Source organism: Azospirillum sp. B510 (assembly GCF_000010725.1).
In the GTDB taxonomy this organism is placed as follows: domain Bacteria; phylum Pseudomonadota; class Alphaproteobacteria; order Azospirillales; family Azospirillaceae; genus Azospirillum; species Azospirillum lipoferum_B.
Map to the genome: position 1 here is coordinate 2,070,040 of NC_013854.1, position 17,226 is coordinate 2,087,265.

Annotated in this window: 17 protein-coding genes; 15 read left to right on the forward strand and 2 right to left on the reverse strand. The window is 68.5% G+C overall.

What is annotated here, in order from left to right:
• Window positions 1–224: 224 nt before the first annotated feature.
• The 12 genes from AZL_RS09530 (at window position 225) to AZL_RS09585 (ending at window position 12,224) form a co-directional block, all read left to right on the forward strand.
• Window positions 225–2,120 carry an ABC-F family ATP-binding cassette domain-containing protein gene (locus AZL_RS09530; protein WP_012974422.1) on the forward strand — a complete coding sequence of 632 codons (1,896 nt, stop codon included), beginning with the start codon at window positions 225–227 and terminating at the stop codon, window positions 2,118–2,120.
• Entirely contained in the window at window positions 2,117–2,851 is a 735-nt protein-coding gene (locus AZL_RS09535; RefSeq protein WP_247894187.1) for an exopolysaccharide biosynthesis protein, read from the forward strand. Before AZL_RS09530 ends, AZL_RS09535 begins: the two co-directional genes overlap by 4 nt.
• 55 nt (window positions 2,852–2,906) lie before the next feature.
• Complete coding sequence (locus AZL_RS09540) at window positions 2,907–3,503, forward strand: class I SAM-dependent methyltransferase (RefSeq protein WP_012974424.1); 597 nt, start codon at window positions 2,907–2,909, stop codon at window positions 3,501–3,503.
• Between the two features lie 42 nt (window positions 3,504–3,545).
• A complete protein-coding gene (locus AZL_RS09545) occupies window positions 3,546–3,938 on the forward strand; it encodes a VOC family protein (protein ID WP_012974425.1) in 393 nt (130 codons plus the stop codon).
• Window positions 3,939–3,997: 59 nt separating this feature from the next.
• Window positions 3,998–4,792, forward strand: a complete 795-nt coding sequence (locus AZL_RS09550; protein WP_012974426.1) for a YdcF family protein — start codon at window positions 3,998–4,000, stop codon at window positions 4,790–4,792.
• A 130-nt stretch (window positions 4,793–4,922) separates the two neighbouring features.
• The gene (locus AZL_RS09555) at window positions 4,923–5,906 is read left to right on the forward strand and encodes a septal ring lytic transglycosylase RlpA family protein (RefSeq protein ID WP_042442892.1); all 984 of its coding nucleotides are present in this window, start codon (window positions 4,923–4,925) and stop codon (window positions 5,904–5,906) included.
• 89 nt (window positions 5,907–5,995) lie between these two features.
• Entirely contained in the window at window positions 5,996–7,186 is a 1,191-nt protein-coding gene (locus AZL_RS09560) for a D-alanyl-D-alanine carboxypeptidase family protein (protein WP_012974428.1), read from the forward strand.
• A gap of 11 nt (window positions 7,187–7,197) precedes the next feature.
• Window positions 7,198–7,887, forward strand: a complete 690-nt coding sequence (gene tmk / locus AZL_RS09565; RefSeq protein ID WP_012974429.1) for a dTMP kinase — start codon at window positions 7,198–7,200, stop codon at window positions 7,885–7,887.
• Complete coding sequence (locus AZL_RS09570; RefSeq protein WP_012974430.1) at window positions 7,884–9,014, forward strand: DNA polymerase III subunit delta'; 1,131 nt, start codon at window positions 7,884–7,886, stop codon at window positions 9,012–9,014. Before tmk ends, AZL_RS09570 begins: the two co-directional genes overlap by 4 nt.
• Before the next feature lie 49 nt (window positions 9,015–9,063).
• A complete protein-coding gene (metG, locus tag AZL_RS09575; RefSeq protein ID WP_042442894.1) occupies window positions 9,064–10,614 on the forward strand; it encodes a methionine--tRNA ligase in 1,551 nt (516 codons plus the stop codon).
• Window positions 10,615–10,623: 9 nt separating this feature from the next.
• Entirely contained in the window at window positions 10,624–11,418 is a 795-nt protein-coding gene (locus AZL_RS09580; RefSeq protein ID WP_012974432.1) for a TatD family hydrolase, read from the forward strand.
• Window positions 11,415–12,224 carry an MBL fold metallo-hydrolase gene (locus AZL_RS09585; protein WP_012974433.1) on the forward strand — a complete coding sequence of 270 codons (810 nt, stop codon included), beginning with the start codon at window positions 11,415–11,417 and terminating at the stop codon, window positions 12,222–12,224. The genes AZL_RS09580 and AZL_RS09585 overlap by 4 nt, the downstream gene beginning before the upstream one ends.
• 37 nt (window positions 12,225–12,261) lie before the next feature.
• Here the strand turns inward: AZL_RS09585 and AZL_RS09590 are convergent, their stop codons facing one another.
• The gene (locus AZL_RS09590; RefSeq protein WP_012974434.1) at window positions 12,262–13,359 is read right to left on the reverse strand and encodes a TRAP transporter substrate-binding protein; all 1,098 of its coding nucleotides are present in this window, start codon (window positions 13,357–13,359) and stop codon (window positions 12,262–12,264) included.
• Window positions 13,360–13,958: 599 nt separating this feature from the next.
• Here AZL_RS09590 and AZL_RS09595 point away from each other — a divergent pair.
• The 3 genes from AZL_RS09595 to AZL_RS09605 are packed head-to-tail and all read left to right on the forward strand — an operon-like array spanning window position 13,959 to window position 16,759.
• Entirely contained in the window at window positions 13,959–15,137 is a 1,179-nt protein-coding gene (locus tag AZL_RS09595; protein WP_012974435.1) for an OpgC family protein, read from the forward strand.
• Window positions 15,138–15,167: 30 nt separating this feature from the next.
• The gene (locus tag AZL_RS09600; RefSeq protein ID WP_052293654.1) at window positions 15,168–15,965 is read left to right on the forward strand and encodes a hypothetical protein; all 798 of its coding nucleotides are present in this window, start codon (window positions 15,168–15,170) and stop codon (window positions 15,963–15,965) included.
• Entirely contained in the window at window positions 15,962–16,759 is a 798-nt protein-coding gene (locus tag AZL_RS09605; RefSeq protein ID WP_158305972.1) for an SGNH/GDSL hydrolase family protein, read from the forward strand. Before AZL_RS09600 ends, AZL_RS09605 begins: the two co-directional genes overlap by 4 nt.
• A gap of 50 nt (window positions 16,760–16,809) precedes the next feature.
• On the opposite strand, the gene AZL_RS09610 is transcribed toward AZL_RS09605, so the two are convergent.
• Entirely contained in the window at window positions 16,810–17,193 is a 384-nt protein-coding gene (locus AZL_RS09610; protein ID WP_012974438.1) for a hypothetical protein, read from the reverse strand.
• Between the last annotated feature and the right edge of the window lie 33 nt (window positions 17,194–17,226).

Genomic DNA, 17,226 nt, shown 5'->3' on the forward strand with positions numbered 1-17,226 from the left:
TTGAATGAACGTTCAATAAAAAAAAGGCGGGTGGCGGTTCCGTTCTCCAACTTGGTCGCGTTCAAACAAACCGGAAATCCGCCCCCGCCCCCCGGACCTGGATCCGGGCCGGGGGGCGGGAGCCGGCGCATGGCACCCCGCGCGGGACAAAGCCGTGCCATTCGCGGGCCATCCACCCTGCCCCGCTTCAAATCGGCGCCCCCGCGTGCTACATCCTCCGCGCTATGCTGCACATCAATGACCTGACCTTCCGCTTCGGCGGCCGAGTGTTGTTCGACCATGCGACGGCGGTGGTGCCCAAGGGGCACCGCGTGGCGCTGGTCGGGCGCAACGGCACCGGGAAATCGACCCTGCTGAAACTGATCTCGGGCCAGTTGCAAACCGACGCCGGCGCCGTCACCCTGCCGGCCGGCATGCGGATGGGCATGGTGGCGCAGGAGGCTCCGAGCGGCCCGACCACCCTGATCGACGCCGTGCTGGCCGCCGACACCGAGCGCACCGCCCTGCTGGCGGAGGCCGAGACGGCGACCGACCCGATGCGCATCGGCGAAGTCCACGCAAGGCTCGCCGACATCGAGGCCCATTCCGCCCCGTCGCGCGCGGCCCAGGTGCTGTCCGGCCTGGGTTTCGACGCCGAGGCGCAACAGCGCCCCTGTTCCGACTTCTCCGGCGGCTGGCGGATGCGCGTGGCGCTGGCCGGCGTGCTGTTCTCCCGCCCCGACCTGCTGCTGCTCGACGAGCCGACCAACCACCTCGACCTCGAAGCCACCATCTGGCTCGAGGGCTATCTGAAGAACTATCCGCACACCATCCTTCTGGTCAGCCACGACCGCGAGCTGCTGAACGCGGTGCCGACGACGACGATCCACATCGACAACGGCAAGCTCGTCACCTACAGCGGCAATTACGACCAGTTCCTGGCGCAGCGCCGCGCCAACCAGGAGCGCCTCGCCTCGATGGCCGCCAAGCAGGAGGCGCGGCGCAAGCACATGATGTCCTATGTCGACCGCTTCCGCTTCAAGGCCAGCAAGGCCCGTCAGGCGCAAAGCCGCCTGAAGCTGCTGGAGAAGATGGAATCGATCACGCTGATGGAGGACGATCCCGAGGTCGTCTTCAACTTCCCCCCGCCCGACGAGTTGGCGCCGCCGCTGATCGCGCTGGAAGGGGTCAGCATCGGTTATGGCGACAAGGTCATCCTGCGGCGGGTCAACCTGCGCATCGACATGGAGGACCGCATCGGCCTGCTCGGCGCCAACGGCAACGGCAAGTCGACGCTGGTCAAGCTGCTGGCCAACCGCTTGCAGCCGATGGCCGGCGAGATGCGGCGCCCGCCCAAGCTGCGCATCGGCTATTTCGCCCAGCATCAGGCCGAGGAACTGGACCTGTCGCTGACGCCGATCCAGCAGACCCAGCGCATCATGCCGCTGGCGCTGGAGGAGAAGGTGCGCGCCCATCTCGGCCGCTTCGGCTTCCCCCAGGTGAAGGCGGAAACCAAGATCGCCAGCCTGTCGGGCGGCGAGAAGGCGCGGCTGCTGCTGGCGCTGATGAGCCGGGAAGTCCCGCACATCCTGATGCTGGACGAACCGACCAACCATCTGGACATCGACAGCCGCGAGGCGCTGATCGAGGCGATCAACGACTTCCCCGGCGCCGTCATCATCATCAGCCACGATCCCCACCTGATCGAGATGACGGTGGACCGGCTGCTGCTGGTCGCCGACGGCACGGTGCAGGCCTATGACGGCGACCTCGACGATTACCGCCGCTATCTGCTCGACCGCGCCAAGGCGGAACGGGCGGTCTCCAAGGGAGGGGCGGAGCGCGACGCCGGCCCGAACAAGAAGGACCAGCGCCGGGCGGCGGCCGAGGCGCGCACCGCGCTGGCGCCGCTGAAGCGCAAGGCCACCGATGCCGAGGCGCTGGTGACCAAGCTTGCCGAGGAGAAGCGCAAGATCGAGGGGAGGATGGCCGACCCCGCCCTCTACACCGGCCCGTCCGACAAGCTGACCAAGCTCCAGATCGAGCTGGGCACGGTCGAGAAGAAGCTGGCGAGCGCCGAGGAGACCTGGCTGGAGGCGCTGGAGTCGTACGAGAGCGCCGCGGCGGAGGCGGGCGTTTGACCGCCGGCCGGCACATCGACGGCGCCGGGGCCGACTCCGCCGCCGAACTGGAGCGGGCGGAGATGGAGCGGAAGGCCACCGAGCCGGACGGCACCATCGCCCCGCCCGCCCTCCGCGATGCGGAGGAGGAGGAGCGGACGTCCGACGTGCTGGCCCGCTTCCGCGCCAACCTGCCGCCGGGGCGGGTCACGTTGGGCGACCTGATCCGGGCGCTGGGCGACCGCTCGCTCGGCACCATCCTGCTGGCGCTGTCGCTGCCGACCATCGCCCCGGTGCCGCTGGGGGTCTCCTGCCTGTTCGACCTGCCCATCCTGCTCTACACCGCCCAGCTCGCCTTCGGCCGGCGCGGGGCGGGGCTGCCCGACTGGTTGCTGCGCCGCTCCGTCGGGACGGGGCTGGCGGCGCGGACGCTGGACGCCGCCATGCCGCGTCTGGTGTGGATCGAACGGATGCTGAAACCGCGCCTGCACCGTCTCGCCCGCATCGACCAGGAACGCTGGTTCGGGCTGCTGCTGTTCCTGCTGACGCTGACCTGCATCGTGCCGCTGCCGCTGACCGGCTGGCTGCCGGGATTCGCCCTGGTGCTGATCTCGCTGGGGCTGATCGAGCGCGACGGCGGCGCCATCGGCGTCGGGCTGGGGCTGACGGCGGCGGCGCTGGTGTTTTTCGGGCTGGTGGCGAGCAGCCTGTCATACGCCGGTCACCAACTTCTGGCAGCTACTCTGCGGTAGGGCGGCCGCATCAGGACATTGGACAACGGGCCGCCCCACTCCAGGGAGGCCCCCGATGACCCAGACCACCGAAACGGCGTCCGCTTCGCTGTCCGAATCCTGGCTGTTCTTCCGCCGCTGGCTGGCCGATCCCTGGGCGATGGGCTCCATCGCCCCCTCCTCCCAGGCGCTGCGCCGCCGCATCACCCGCGAAATCCGCCGCGAACCGGACGAGGCGGTGGTGGAGTTCGGCGGCGGCACCGGGCCGATCACCGCGGCGATCCTGGAGTCCGGCGTCCCGGCCGACCGGCTCTACAGCTTCGAGATCGACGGGAATCTCGCCAGCCACCTGCGCGCCCGCTGCCCGGCGGTGACCGTCATCGCCGACGACTGCCGCAAGGCGCCGGAGCTGCTGGGCGAGGCGCTGTGCGGCAAGGTCGGCACCGTGGTGATCGGCATCCCGATGATCACCTTCCCGCTGGAGTTCCAGCGCGAGGTGCTGGACGCCACCTTCCGCATCCTGCGGCCGGGCGGGCGCTTCCTGCTCTACAGCTTCATGCCGCATTCGCCGCTGAACCGCGCGGCGCTGGGGCTGAAGGGGGAGCGGCTGGGCTTCACCCTGCGCAACCTGCCGCCGGCCTCGGTCTGGGGATACGCGCGCGCCGGAGAGTGATAGAGTCCGCCGCCCGGCCCACTCACCCCGCGAGACCATTCCATGAAGTTCGGCTACACCATCCTCCATGTTCCCGACGTCGCGGCGTCGCTGGCGTTCTTCGAACAGGCGTTCGGGCTGGGCCGCCGCTTCCTCGCCGAAACGGGCGACTATGGCGAGCTGGACACCGGCGCCACCACCCTGTCCTTCGCCAGCCAGGATCTCGCCTTGTCGCACCACCCCGCCGGCTATGTGTTCGCGAACGAAAGCGACAAGCCGCTGGGCGTCGAAATCGCCCTGGTGACGGGCGACGTGGAGGCGGCGCATGCCAGGGCGCTGGCGGCCGGCGCCGCCGAACTGGCGCCGCCGAGGGCCATGCCCTGGGGACAGACGGTGTCCTTCCTCCGCTGCCCGGACGGCACCCTGGTGGAGCTGTGCACGCCGGTCGGAGGCTGATGCCCGGCTCACCCTAAGCCCTCTCCGCCACCGCCACCGCCACCGCCGAGGATGCGCCAGTGCTGTCCTTCATCCTGTCGAAGCTGCTGTGGGGCGTCCTGGCGCCCGGCAACGCGCTGGTGCTGATGCTGGCACTGGGGGCGGCGATGCTGCGAATGCGGCGCTGGCAGCGCGCCGGACGGCGGCTGGTGACGCTCGCCACGGTTCTGCTTCTGCTGGTCATGTATACCGGGCTGGGGGCGCTGGTCGCCCTGCCGCTGGAGAACCGCTTTCCCCGCAGCGAGCCGGAGGGGCGGATCGACGGCATCATCATGCTGGGCGGCGCCGTCAACCCGCCGATCACCGCCGATCGCGGCGATCCCTCGCTGAACGAGGCGGCCGAGCGCATCCTCGGCTTCGCCGATCTCGTCCGCCGCCATCCGGAGGCCAAGGCCGTCTTCACCGGCGGTTCCGGACAATTGCTGGCGCCCGACCTGAAGGAGGACGTCACCGCCCGTGCCGCCCTGGCCCAGGCCGGCATTCCCGCCGACCGCGTGCTTTATGAGGCGGAGTCCCGCAACACCTGGGAAAACGCGGTCTTCAGCAAGGAGATGGTCAGGCCGCGGCCGGGGGAACGCTGGATCCTGATCACGTCGGCCATGCACATGCCGCGCTCGGTCGGCATCTTCCGGGAGGTCGGATGGCCGGTGGAGCCCTATCCCGTCGATTACCGCACCCGCCATGACGCCCGCCCCATCCTGCGCTTCCAGCTCGACCAGAATCTGGTGATCCTGGACGACGCGGTGCGGGAATGGATCGGGCTGGCCGCCTATTGGGCGATGGGCCGGACCGACAGCCTGTTCCCGGCCCCCTGATCGGCTCCGCCCCGCCCGGCTGTGTCATCATGCTGCTGCCGCGTTCGAGGCATTGGCGCGGCGATGCCACTCCGCTAGAGTGCCGCCGCCCGGCGGTCGGGCCGGATTCGGGACGGAAGGAAATTGGCGGATGCGTCGCTGGCGCGGGGTGAGCAGGGTCGTCGTGCTGGTCGGCGTGGCAACGCTCGCCGCCTGCGCGCAGAAACCCGCCGGCACCGGCTCGGGCCTTCCGACCAGCGGCATCTACAAGGTTGGGAAGCCCTATCAGATCAACGGCGTCTGGTATTATCCCAAGGAGGATTTCAGCTACGACGAGACCGGCATCGCCTCGTGGTACGGTCCGGGCTTCCATGAGAGGAATACCGCCAACGGCGAGATCTACGACCAGAACGAGCTGACCGCCGCGCACAAGACCTTGCCGATGCCGAGCCTGGTGCGGGTCACCAACCTCGACAACGGCCGCTCCATCGTCGTGCGCATCAACGATCGCGGCCCCTACGCCAACGGACGCATCATCGACATGTCGCGCCGCGGCGCCCAGCTGCTGGGCTTCGACGGTCCCGGCACCGCCAAGGTGCGCGTGCAGATCCTGGCGGAGGAAAGCCGCGCCATCGCCGCCGCCGCGCGCCAGGGCACGCCCGCCCCGCTGCTGGCCGAAGTCGATGGCCCGCCGCCGAAGGCCGCCCCGCGCGGCCGGATCGAGGTGACGGGACCGTCCGGTCCGGCGACGACGATCGGCGCCTCCGCCAGCCCCTCCACCGGCGCGCCGCGTCCGGCGGTGGTCGGCGCCCCCGTCCCGCCGCCGACCACCGTCGCCGGCAGCATGGCGGAAGGGCGTTTCGTGCCGGCGCCGGTCGTCGCCCAGTTGCCGGTCAAGGCGCATGAGGCCATCTATGTCCAGGTCGGCGCCTTCGGCAGCGAGGAGAATGTGGCGAAGGCCCGCGCCCGCCTGTCCGCCATCGGCCAGCGCGCCAGCGTCAGCCAGACGCGGTCGGCCGGCATGACCCTGCACCGCGTCCGCGTCGGTCCGCTGGACAGCGTGGACCGGGCGGACAGCCTGCTGAACCAGATCATCCAGGCCGGCCTTACGGAGGCCAAAATCGTGGTGGATTGATCCGGAGCCACCCGAACCCCATCCCGGCCGCTCCGCCCGAGCGGCAATGACCGAATGCCTGTACCGAGTGTCCTTGGAGGATTGTTGCCATGAACGCTGATGTCGTCCGCCTGTGTGCCGTTTTCGGCCGTTCCGTCGCTGTCGCGGCCGGAATTGCGATGGCCGGGGCCACGATTGGCGCCGGCTTCACCGCGGTTCCGGTCCAGGCCGCGACCATCGACACCATCGCCAAGCAGGCGATCCTGGTCGACCTGACCTCGAACACCGTGCTGTTCGAGAAGAACGCCGACGAGCGGATGGCGCCGTCGTCGATGAGCAAGATCATGACCGCCTACATGGTGTTCGAGGCGATCAAGGCCGGCCGCCTGACGCTGGAGAGCACGCTGCCGGTCAGCGAGCGGGCCTGGCGGATGCAGGGCTCCAAGATGTTCGTGGAGCTTCACAACAACATCAAGGTCGACGACCTGCTGAAGGGCATGATCGTCCAGTCCGGCAACGACGCCTGCATCGTCCTGGCCGAGGGGCTGGCCGGATCGGAGCAGTCCTTCGCCGAGCAGGCGACCAAGCGGGCGAAGGAGCTGGGGCTGAAGAGCAGCAACTTCGTCAACGCCACCGGCTGGCCCGACCCCAACCACTATATGACCGCCCGCGACCTGGCGATCCTGGCCGAACGGCTGATCAAGGACTTCCCCGAATTCTACAAGTACGATTCGATCCGGGAGTTCAAGTATCACGGCATCACCCAGGGCAACCGCAATCCGCTGCTCTACCGCAACATGAATGTCGACGGGTTGAAGACCGGCCACACCGACGCCGGCGGCTATGGCCTGACCGCGTCGGGCGAGCGCGACGGGCGCCGGCTGCTGCTGGTGGTCAACGGCCTGCCCAGCATGCAGGCGCGTGCCGACGAATCGGCCCGGCTGATCGAATGGGGCTTCCGCGAATTCGCCTCCTACACGCTCTACAAGGGCGGCGAGACCATCGAACAGGTGCCGGTCTGGCAGGGCGAACAGGACATGGTGCCGGTCACCGTGCCGCAGAATCTGAGCGTCACCATGGCCCGCACCGACCGCCCCGGCATGAAGGTGTCTCTGGTCAGCAGCGCGCCCGTCGCCGCCCCGCTCAAGAAGGGCGACCCGGTGGGCAAGCTGGTGATCTCCGCCCCAGGCTTCCCCGGCAAGGAGGTGCCGGTGGTGGCCGCCCAGGACGTGCCGAAGGCCGGCTTCGTCGGCCGCGCCTTCGCCGCCGCCAAATATCTCGTCTTCGGCAACAGCCTGTGACCGTGACGACGATGGCGGGTCCCGCCACCTCCCCCGCTCGCGGCCGCCTCATCACGCTCGAAGGCGGCGAAGGGGCCGGCAAGTCGACGCAGCTGCGCCGGCTGGCCGGGCGCCTGCGGGAAACACTGCGCGCCCGCGGTGCCGGGCTGGTGACGACGCGCGAGCCGGGAGGATCGCCGGGGGCGGAGGAGATCCGCGCCCTGCTGGTGACCGGCGAGACCGGGCGCTGGAGCCCGGTGACGGAGGCCCTGCTGCACAGCGCCGCCCGCCGCGACCATCTGGAGCGGACGGTGTGGCCGGCGCTGGAGACGGGGGACTGGGTCCTGTGCGACCGCTTCCTCGACAGCACCATGGCCTATCAGGGCTACGGGCTGGGGCTGGGGCGCGCGCTGGTGGAGACGGTGCAGCGCGCGGCACTCGGCGATTTCCGCCCCGACCTGACGCTGATCCTCGACATCGAGGTGGAGAAGGGCCTGCGCCGCGCGGTGGCCCGCCATGGCGGCGAGGACCGTTATGAGCGGATGGACATCGGCTTTCACCAGCGCTTGCGCGACGGCTTCCTCGACATCGCCCGGCGCGAGCCGGACCGCTGCGCCGTGGTCGATGCCGACGCCGATCCCGACACCGTGCAGGCCCGCGTCTGGGATGCGGTGTCGGGCCGGCTGGGGCTCGGCCCTTCCGACCGGGCGGGAGATCCATGAGCAAGGCGCGCCCCCCCGCCCCCGCCGCGCCGGCCACGGAGGAGGCGCTCGCCCCGCGCCGCAATCCCGACCTCGTCGGGCATGACGAGGCGGAACGGCTGCTGCTGGAGGCCTGGAATTCCGGCCGGCTGCCGCATGCCTGGCTGATCGGCGGCACGCCCGGCATCGGCAAGGCGACGCTGGCCTTCCGCTTCGCCCGCTTCGTCCTGGCCCAGGAGCCCCCCGGCGACAGCCTGTTCGGCGACTCCCTGGGGGGCGCGGCGCCGGTAACCTCGCTGCACATCGGCCCAGACCATCCGGTGTTCCGCCGGGTGGCGTCGGGCGGTCATGCCGATCTGCTGACCATCGAGCGCCAGCGCGATGAGAAGAAGGGCCGGCTGAAGCGCGACATCGCGGTGGATGACGTGCGCAGGATCGGCCCGTTCCTGCGTCGCACCTCGGCGGAAGGCGGCTGGCGCGTCGCGGTGATCGACGGCGCCGACCGCATGAATCTGAGCGGGCTGAACGCCATCCTGAAGATCCTGGAGGAGCCGCCGCCCGGCGCCCTGCTGCTGCTGGTCAGCGACAATCCCGGCGGCATGCTGCCGACCATCCGCTCGCGCTGCCGCAAGCTGACGCTGAAGCCGCTGGCGGAGGAGACGGTCATCGACCTGCTGGGACGGCATCGCCCCGACATCGCCGCCGACGACCGTCCGGCGCTGGCCCGCCTGTCGGAAGGCAGCGTCGGCCGCGCCATCGATCTGGCCGACGCCGGGGGTCTGGCGCTCTACCGCGAGATGGTCGGGCTGCTGTCCGACCTGCCGCGCATCGACATCGTCGCGGCGCACGCCTTCGGCGACAAGCTGACCCGCAAACAGGACGACGGGATGTTCGAGACGGCGACCGAGCTGCTGGTCTGGTGGCTGGCCCGCTTCGCCCGCTCGCTCGCCCGCGGCTCCTGGCCGGCGGAGGTGGTGCCGGGCGAGGCCGCCCTGATGACCCGGCTGGCGAATGCCCGCGGCCTTGAACGTTGGGTGGAGGTGTGGGAAAAGGTTCAGCGTCTTTTCGCGCGCGCGGAATCCGCGAACCTGGACCGCAAGCAGGTGGTCCTCAACGCGCTGGCGGCGCTGGAAACGGCGGCCGCCTAGGGTTGTTTCAGAACCTGCCGGGTAAACCTACTGGAAGAAAGTGCCGCAAATGGCCGGGCCGAAGACCTTCTATCTGACGACGCCGATTTATTACGTGAACGACGTGCCGCACATCGGCCACGCCTACACGACGCTTGCCTGCGACGTCCTCGCCCGGTTCATGCGGCTCGACGGCTATGACGTGAAGTTCCTGACCGGCACCGACGAGCATGGCCAGAAGGTCGAGAAATCGGCGGAGAAGGCCGGCATCGCGCCGCAGGACTTCACCGACCGGGTGTCGCGGAATTTCCGCGATCTCGTGTCGCTGATGAACTATTCAAACGACGACTTCATCCGCACCACCGAGCCGCGCCACGTCAAGTCGGTGCAGGCGCTGTGGACGCTGCTGAAGGATCGCGGCGAGATCTATCTCGGCTCCTATGCCGGCTGGTATTCGGTCCGCGACGAGGCCTTCTATGGCGAGGACGAGCTGACCACCAATCCCGAGGGCAAGAAGATCGCCCCGACCGGCGCGGAGTGCGAATGGGTCGAGGAGCCGTCCTATTTCTTCAAGCTCTCGGCCTGGCAGGACCGGCTGATCGAGTTCTACGAGCGGAACCCCGATTTCATCGCGCCGGCCGGCAAGCGCAACGAGGTGATGGCCTTCGTCAAGTCGGGCCTGAAGGATCTTTCGGTCAGCCGCACCACCTTCAAGTGGGGCATCCCGGTGCCGGGCGACGACGCCCACATCATGTATGTCTGGCTCGACGCGCTGGCGAACTACATCACCGCCGTCGGCTATCCCGACACCACGGGCGACTATGCCAAATACTGGCCGGCCGATCTGCACATGGTCGGCAAGGACATCCTGCGCTTCCACGCTGTCTATTGGCCGGCCTTCCTGATGGCCGCCGGCCTCCAGCCGCCGAAGAGGGTCTTCGCCCATGGCTGGTGGACGATCGAAGGCCAGAAGATGTCGAAGTCGCTCGGCAACGTCATCGCGCCGGAAACCCTGGTCACCACCTACGGGCTCGACCAGACCCGCTATTTCCTGCTGCGCGAGGTGCCGTTCGGCAATGACGGCGACTTCTCTCACAAGCAGATGGTCAACCGGATCAACGGCAACCTCGCCAATGATTACGGCAATCTGGTGCAGCGCGTCCTGTCGATGATCGGCAAGAATTGCGCCGCCGCCGTGCCGACGCCGGGCGCCTTCACCGAGGCCGACCAGGCGCTGCTCGGCCCGGCTTACGGCCTTCTCGACGTGGTGCGGGCGGAGATCAGGGCGCAGGCCTTCCACAAGGCGCTGGACGCCATCTGGGCCGTGGTCGGCGACGCCAACCGCTATGTCGACGAACAGGCGCCGTGGGCGCTGAAGAAGACCGACCCGGCGCGCATGGCCACCGTGCTGTATGTGTTGGCCGAGACGATCCGTCATCTGGCGATCCTGACCCAGCCGGTGATGCCGGACGCCTCCGCCCGCATCCTCGACCTGCTGGCGCTGGGGCCGGATGCCCGCGGCTTCGGCACGCTGGGGCCGTCGGGAGCGCTGGTCGCCGGCACGCCGCTGCCGACGCCGCAAGGCGTCTTCCCGCGCTATGTCGAAGAACCGAAGGCCTGAGTTTCCCCGATGCTCGTCGACAGCCATTGCCATCTCGACTTCCCCGATTTCACCGAAGAGCTGGACGCGGTCGTTGACCGCGCCCGGCAGGCCGGAATCGGGCGGATGGTCACCATCTGCACCTATATCAGCCGGTTCGACCGCATCCTGGCGGTGGCGGAGCGCTATGACGACATCCTGTGCACGGTGGGGGTCCATCCCCATCAGGCGCAGGAGGAGTTCGCCATCACCACCGTGGAAAAGCTGGTCGAGCTGTCACGCCATCCCAAGGTGATCGGGTTGGGCGAGACCGGCCTCGATTACTTCTATGACAAGAGCCCGCGCGACCAGCAGCAGGAGTGCTTCCGCCGGCACATCCGCGCCAGCCTGGAGACCGGACTGCCGCTGATCATCCACACCCGCGACGCCGACGACGACACCATGCGCATCGTCAAGGAGGAGGCGGCCGGGCAAAGGGTGAAGGGGTTGCTGCACTGCTTCAGCTCCGGCCGCGCCCTGGCGGAGGAGGCGGTGGAGTACGGCTTCACCCTGTCGCTGTCGGGGATCGTCACCTTCAAGAAGTCGGAGGCGCTGCGCGCCATCGTCAAGGACGTGCCGCTCGACCGCATCCTGGTGGAGACCGACGCGCCCTATCTGGCCCCCATCCCCTTCCGCGGCAAGCGCAACGAGCCGGCCTATGTCGCCCACACCGCGGCTTGCGTGGCCGAGGTGAAGGGCGTGCCGGCGGAGGAGCTGGCCCGCGTCACCACCGACAATTTCTTCCGCCTGTTCGACAAGGCGGTTGCGGACACGGCGGCGGCATGAGCGAAGCCGGCGCATCGACCGGCGCGTTGCGCGTGACCGTCCTTGGCTGCGGCGGATCGCGCGGCGTGCCGGCGGTCGCCGGTGTTCCCGGCGGCCAGTGGGGCCGCTGCGATCCCGCCAATCCGAAGAACCGGCGCATGCGCCCGTCGGTGCTGGTGGAGCGCGACGGCGTCTCGGTTCTGGTCGACAGCTCCCCCGACCTGCGCCAGCAGTTGCTCGACAGCGGCTGTTCGCGGCTGGACGCCGTGCTGTGGACGCACCAGCATGCCGACCATTGCCACGGCATCGACGAGCTGCGCGAGATTTGCCGGCAGATGCATGCGCCGATCGACGCCTATGGCTGGGACGAACATCTGCGCGACATCGAGACGCGCTTCCCCTATTGTTTCGCGCCGCTGCCCGACGGTTATCCCTTCTATCGGCCGGTGCTGAAGACGCATCGGATCGACGGGCCGTTCACCGTGAAGGGGCTGGAGGTCACGCCGTTCGAGCAGGACCACGGCTATATGCGGACGGTCGGCTACCGGTTCGGCGGCTTCGCCTATTCGACCGACGTGGTGCGACTGGACGACCGGGCGTTCGCGGCGCTGGCCGGGGTCGACACCTGGATGGTCGATTGCGGCCGGATCGAGCCGCCCCACCCGGTGCATGCGCATCTGGCGCTGACGCTGACATGGATCGAACGGGTACGGCCGCGCCGGGCCTATCTGACCCACATGGACAACACGATGGACTATGACAGCCTGCGGCGGATCCTGCCGGCGGGGGTCGAGCCGGCTTATGACGGGATGGTGATCGCGGTGTGAGGGTGGGGGCGTTCGAAGCCGACGCCCCCGGAACTCCTTACTTCTTCTTTTCAAGCGGCGGGGCGGCGTAGACGAAGCGGTCGAAGCTGTATTCGGCGACGCGGAACCACAGATACTCCTCCTCGCGGAACTTCTTCCACGACTCATAGACCTTGCGGAACTTCTCGTTCTTCGCCGCCTCGTCGTCATAGACCTCGATGGCGGCCTGATAGCAGGCCTGCATCACCTCGTTCGGGAAGGGGCGGAGCTGGGTGCCGCCGGCGACCAGACGTTTCAGCGCGGTCATGTTCTGGACGTCGTACTTGCCCAGCATGTCGAGCGTCGCCTCGGCGCAGGCCGCCTGCAACGCCGCCTTGTAGGTCGGCGGCAGCGATTCGTACTTCTCCTTGCCGAACAGCATGGAAACCTGCGGGCCGCCCTCCCACCAGCCGGGGTAGTAATAGTATTTGGCGACCTTCTGGAAGCCGAGCTTCTCGTCGTCATAGGGGCCGACGAACTCGGCGCCGTCGATGGTGCCCTTTTCCAGCGCCGGATAGATGTCGCCGCCGCCGATCTGCTGCGGCACGACGCCCAGCTTGGCCATGATGGTGCCGGCATAGCCGCCGATGCGGAACTTCAGGCCCTTCAGATCCTCGACGGTCTTGATCTCCTTGCGGAACCAGCCGCCCATCTGGGTGCCGGTGTTGCCGGCGCCGATGGAGACGAGGTTGTGGCCGGCGAAGAACTCCGCCATCAGCTCCTTGCCGCCGCCATGGCTCATCCAGGCGTTCTGCTGGCGGGCGTTCAGGCCGAAGGGTATCGCCGCGTCGAAGGCGAAGGTCGGATCCTTGCCGACATAATAGTAGGAGACGGTGTGGCCGCACTCGATCGTGCCGTCCTTGACCGCGTCCAGAACCTGGAGCGCCGGAACGATCTCGCCGGCCGCGAAGACGCGGATCTGGAACTTGCCGTCCGTCAGCTCGGCCACGCGCTTGGCGACGAACTCCGCACCGCCATAGATGGTGTCGAGGCTCTTGGGGAAGCTGGAGGCGCAGCGCCACTTGATCTCGGGCGCGGACTGGGCGATGGCGGGGGCGGCCAGCGTGCTGGCGGCGACGCCCACGCCGGCGGAGGTCAGAAATGCACGACGTTTCATCCGGAAGCTCCCTTGTCCATTCTCTGTTATGCGTTGTTTTTCGGTGGGCTTTTTAGTCGGCCTTTTCGGTGGACCGGCGGATGTCCCGCGCGAGGATGACCGGCCCGCCCCCGGCCAAGCCCGATTCCTCACGGAACCGGATGAAACCGGGCGAGCGGGAAAAGCGGGAATGATTGGGATGCACGCTCGACCGACCCGGGCACATCATCGCGGGGAGGCCGCGGAACCGGAGGTCGCCAGCGCGCTTGCGCCATCCGCCCGGTCCCGCGGCCTTCCGACGTGTGCGTTTCCTCCCATCCATCCGGGTTTGCCGCCGGCCTTCCGGCCGATCCGCCCCAGCTTTCTTTCGCTGTCCGGATTATGCAGGAACCAAACCGTCGGGATCAAGCGCGAACCGGAATTGAAGACTGTATTTCAGTGGTTTAACGCTGCGGCGCGACGCCGCGGTTTCGATTTGGTGACGATCCGGGGGTGGGCTGGCGGGTGTTCGGCGTGAATGCCGCTCGAATCGATCGACGGAAACCCCATCTTCAGCGAGGATCATGAGGGACAGCGGGATGCGGATGGCGGCGGAGCGGACAGTTGCGGGTTGAACGGCCATGAAGGATGCGGCGGCGGCGACGGACGGCGGCAGGGAAGCGGCGGCGGCGCGCGATCTGCGTCTCGACTTCTTCCGTGGCCTGGCGCTGTGGTTCATCTTCGTGAACCACATCCCGGCCAACCAGATCTCCTGGGCGACCCCGCGCAATTTCGGCCTGAGCGACGCCACCGAGATCTTCGTCTTCATCTCCGGCTACACCGCGGCCCTGGTCTATGGCCGGACCCTTGAGGGACAGGGGATGGCGATGGCGGCGGCCCAGGTGCTGCACCGCTGCTGGACGCTGTATGTCACCTACATCATCCTGTTCTTCGGCTTCACCACCCAGATCGCCTACACCGCCCGCGCCTTCGACAGCCCGCTGTTCGCGGAGGAGATGGGCATCGCCGGCTATTTCCAGGACCCCGTCACCGCCCTGACCCAGGCCATCCTGCTGAAGTTCCGTCCGGCGAACCTGGATGTGCTGCCGCTCTATATCGTGCTTCTGCTCGGTTTTCCCCTGCTGCTGCCGGCCCTGCGCCGCCGGCCGCTCGGCGTCATGGCCGGCTCGGCGGCCCTCTATCTCGCCGCGCGGCAATGGGACTGGAACCTGCCGACCTATCCGGACGGCGGCGTCTGGTACTTCAACCCCTTCACCTGGCAGTTCCTGTTCGTCCTGGGGGCTTCGCTTCAGCACCAGCCGGCGCTGCGGCGCGATCTGACCCGCTTCCGGCGCCCGGTGGCGGTGGCGGCCGGCGCGGTCCTGCTCGCCGGCCTGTTCCTGACCCTGTCCTGGAAATTCGCTCCCCTGCACGCGCTGATCCCGGCATGGCTGACCGAGATCCTCTATCCCATCAGCAAGACCGACCTCGACCCGCTGCGCCTGCTGCATTTCTTCGCGCTCGCCTATCTGGTCCTCCGCCTGGTGCCGGCGGGGTCGTCCTGGCTGCGCGGGCCGCTCGCCTCTCCCGTGCTGGCCTGCGGGCGGCAGTCGCTGCCGGTGTTCTGCCTGGGCGTGCTGCTGTCCTTCGCCGGACAGACGGTTCTGGTCCATGTCAGCGGCTCGCTTTCGGCGCAGTTCCTTGTTACCGTGCTCGGCATCGCCGCCATGGTTCTGCTTGCGCGCTTCCTGAACTGGTACCAGTCGGCGGAGCGGGCGCGCCGCCACCGGGTGGCCGCCACCACCAAGATCGGCGCGTGAGGGGTGCATGACGCGGGCGGAGTGCGACGGATGCTGAGGGGCGCGGCCTTGCCGCTGGCGGTCCTGCTGCTCCTTTCCCCGGGTCACGCCTCGGCCGGTCCGAAGCTGGTCGGCCCGTCGGTCGATGCCGCGTGCGCCGTGCCGGACTCCATCCTCGCCCCCGGACTCGCCCCTGGCGGCGGGCTGCCCCAGGTCTCGGCGCAACTGGCCGCCGGGCGCCCGCTGTCGGTCCTGATCGTGCATTCCGGCAAGTCCGCGGCGAAGCCGGGCATCGTCGGCTATCCGGCCCGGCTGGAAAGCGAGCTGGCGCGGCGCCTGCCCGGACAGGAGGTCCGCACCACCGTGCTGAGCTTGGCCGGCGAAGCCGCCCCCGCCATGGTCGCTCCGCTGAGCCGGGCGGTGGAGGAACGGAAGCCGGCGCTGGTCATCTGGCAGACCGGCACGGTCGACGCCATGCGCGGCCTGGATCTGGAGAGTTTCGGCGCCGCCCTGCAATCGGGCATCGCCGATGTCCAGCGCCGCGGCGCCGACATCATCATCATGGACATGCAGTACAGCATGCACACGGCGCAGCTGATCGATTTCGCGCCCTACATGTCCTACATGTCCTGGCTGGCGCAAAGCTCCAACGTCTTCCACTTCCCCCGCTACGACATCATGCGGCATTGGGTGGAGGATGGCCGGGTCGATTTCGCCGACGAATCGGATGGGGCGAAGCAGCGTGCTTATGAATTCGTTCACCGTTGCATCGGACAATTGCTGGCGGAAAGCGTCGCCACGATGATCGACCCCCTGTCGGTCAACCGGCGCCCCGGAGTGAGCAATTGACCGCTGGTCCGTCCTACGCCGTCCGCCTCCTGTCGCTGATCGTCGCCCTGGGCGTCTGCGCACCCACGGTCCGCGCCCCGGCCTTCGCCGCGGAACCGGTCGCGTCCGCCGCCTGCCAGTTGCCGCGCGGCGAGACGGCCCTGTCGGTGCCCCTGCCGCACCTGTCGCAGCGCATCGCGGCCGGCCTGCCGGTCCGGATCGTCGCCATCGGTTCCTCCTCCACCGCCGGGGCGGGGGCGAGCGCGCCGGACAGGGCCTATCCCGCCCGCCTCGCCCATTACCTGGGGGAGCGCTTCCGCAACGCCGAGGTCATGGTGCTGAACCGCGGCATCAATGGCGAGACCGACGACCAGACGGAACGGCGCCTCGATGCCGACGCGCTAAGCGCCAAGCCCGATCTGGTGATCTGGCAGGTCGGCGCCAACACCGCCCTGCGCGACGGCGACCAGGAGCTAAGCGAGCGCTCCGTCCGCCAGGGCGTGGCGCGGCTGCGCGCCGCCGGGGTCGATGTGGCGCTGATGGATCTGCAATACGCCCCGAGGATGCTGGAAAAGGCCGGCGCCGCACCGATGCTGGCCCGCATCGCCGGGATCGCCGCCGACCAGCATGTCGGGCTGTTCCGCCGCTTCGACGCCATGCGGTCGCTGGTGGAAAAGCGGGGCATGGCGATGACGGACCTGATCGGGCCGGACGGCGTCCATCAGAATGACGGCGGCTACGACTGCGTCGCCCGTCTGCTGGCGGCCGGGATCGAGGACGCCGTCAGCATCCACAACAGCGGGCTTGGCCGCTAAGGGAAGGACGATAGGGAAGGACGATAAGGGAAGCGGAAGGCCCGCCCCCCTCACCGCTGCATCATCGCGCTTTCCTTGCCGCAGAGGAAGAACACCTTCGAATAGACCTTCAGCAGCGCGTCGGTCAGGGCCTGCACCTCGGGGCTGCCCATGGCGCGCGGCTTGGCCGGATCGACATGCAGGACGCAGCTGTCCTTGACGTCGTTGAAGGCGGCCAGCGCATGGATGCGGTCCGGGCGGAACTCGTCGGGGAAATTCTCGTCCATCAGCCAGAAACACTGGAAGTTCCGGCAGGATTGCGGCCGCTCCTCGTAGATCGAGCAGCCCTTGCCCTGGTCGCAGGACGCGCACCATTTGGCCGAGGGCTTCTTCAGTTCCGGCACACCCATCAGCTTGCAGCACAGGGTGCATTCACCGCAGTCGCGGTCCGACATCGGGCAAACTCCAAACAGCTTTGGCTCGTGACG

Bases quoted from the DNA above. Each gene is read 5' to 3' on its own strand.
- AZL_RS09530 (WP_012974422.1), top strand. From the start codon at position 225: ATGCTGCACATCAATGACCTGACCTTCCGCTTCGGCGGCCGAGTGTTG.
- AZL_RS09540 (WP_012974424.1), top strand. From the start codon at position 2,907: ATGACCCAGACCACCGAAACGGCGTCCGCTTCGCTGTCCGAATCCTGG.
- AZL_RS09545 (WP_012974425.1), top strand. From the start codon at position 3,546: ATGAAGTTCGGCTACACCATCCTCCATGTTCCCGACGTCGCGGCGTCG.
- AZL_RS09555 (WP_042442892.1), top strand. From the start codon at position 4,923: ATGCGTCGCTGGCGCGGGGTGAGCAGGGTCGTCGTGCTGGTCGGCGTG.
- AZL_RS09560 (WP_012974428.1), top strand. From the start codon at position 5,996: ATGAACGCTGATGTCGTCCGCCTGTGTGCCGTTTTCGGCCGTTCCGTC.
- tmk (WP_012974429.1), top strand. From the start codon at position 7,198: ATGGCGGGTCCCGCCACCTCCCCCGCTCGCGGCCGCCTCATCACGCTC.
- AZL_RS09570 (WP_012974430.1), top strand. From the start codon at position 7,884: ATGAGCAAGGCGCGCCCCCCCGCCCCCGCCGCGCCGGCCACGGAGGAG.
- metG (WP_042442894.1), top strand. From the start codon at position 9,064: ATGGCCGGGCCGAAGACCTTCTATCTGACGACGCCGATTTATTACGTG.
- AZL_RS09580 (WP_012974432.1), top strand. From the start codon at position 10,624: ATGCTCGTCGACAGCCATTGCCATCTCGACTTCCCCGATTTCACCGAA.
- AZL_RS09585 (WP_012974433.1), top strand. From the start codon at position 11,415: ATGAGCGAAGCCGGCGCATCGACCGGCGCGTTGCGCGTGACCGTCCTT.
- AZL_RS09590 (WP_012974434.1), bottom strand. From the start codon at position 13,359: ATGAAACGTCGTGCATTTCTGACCTCCGCCGGCGTGGGCGTCGCCGCC.
- AZL_RS09595 (WP_012974435.1), top strand. From the start codon at position 13,959: ATGAAGGATGCGGCGGCGGCGACGGACGGCGGCAGGGAAGCGGCGGCG.
- AZL_RS09600 (WP_052293654.1), top strand. From the start codon at position 15,168: ATGCTGAGGGGCGCGGCCTTGCCGCTGGCGGTCCTGCTGCTCCTTTCC.
- AZL_RS09610 (WP_012974438.1), bottom strand. From the start codon at position 17,193: ATGTCGGACCGCGACTGCGGTGAATGCACCCTGTGCTGCAAGCTGATG.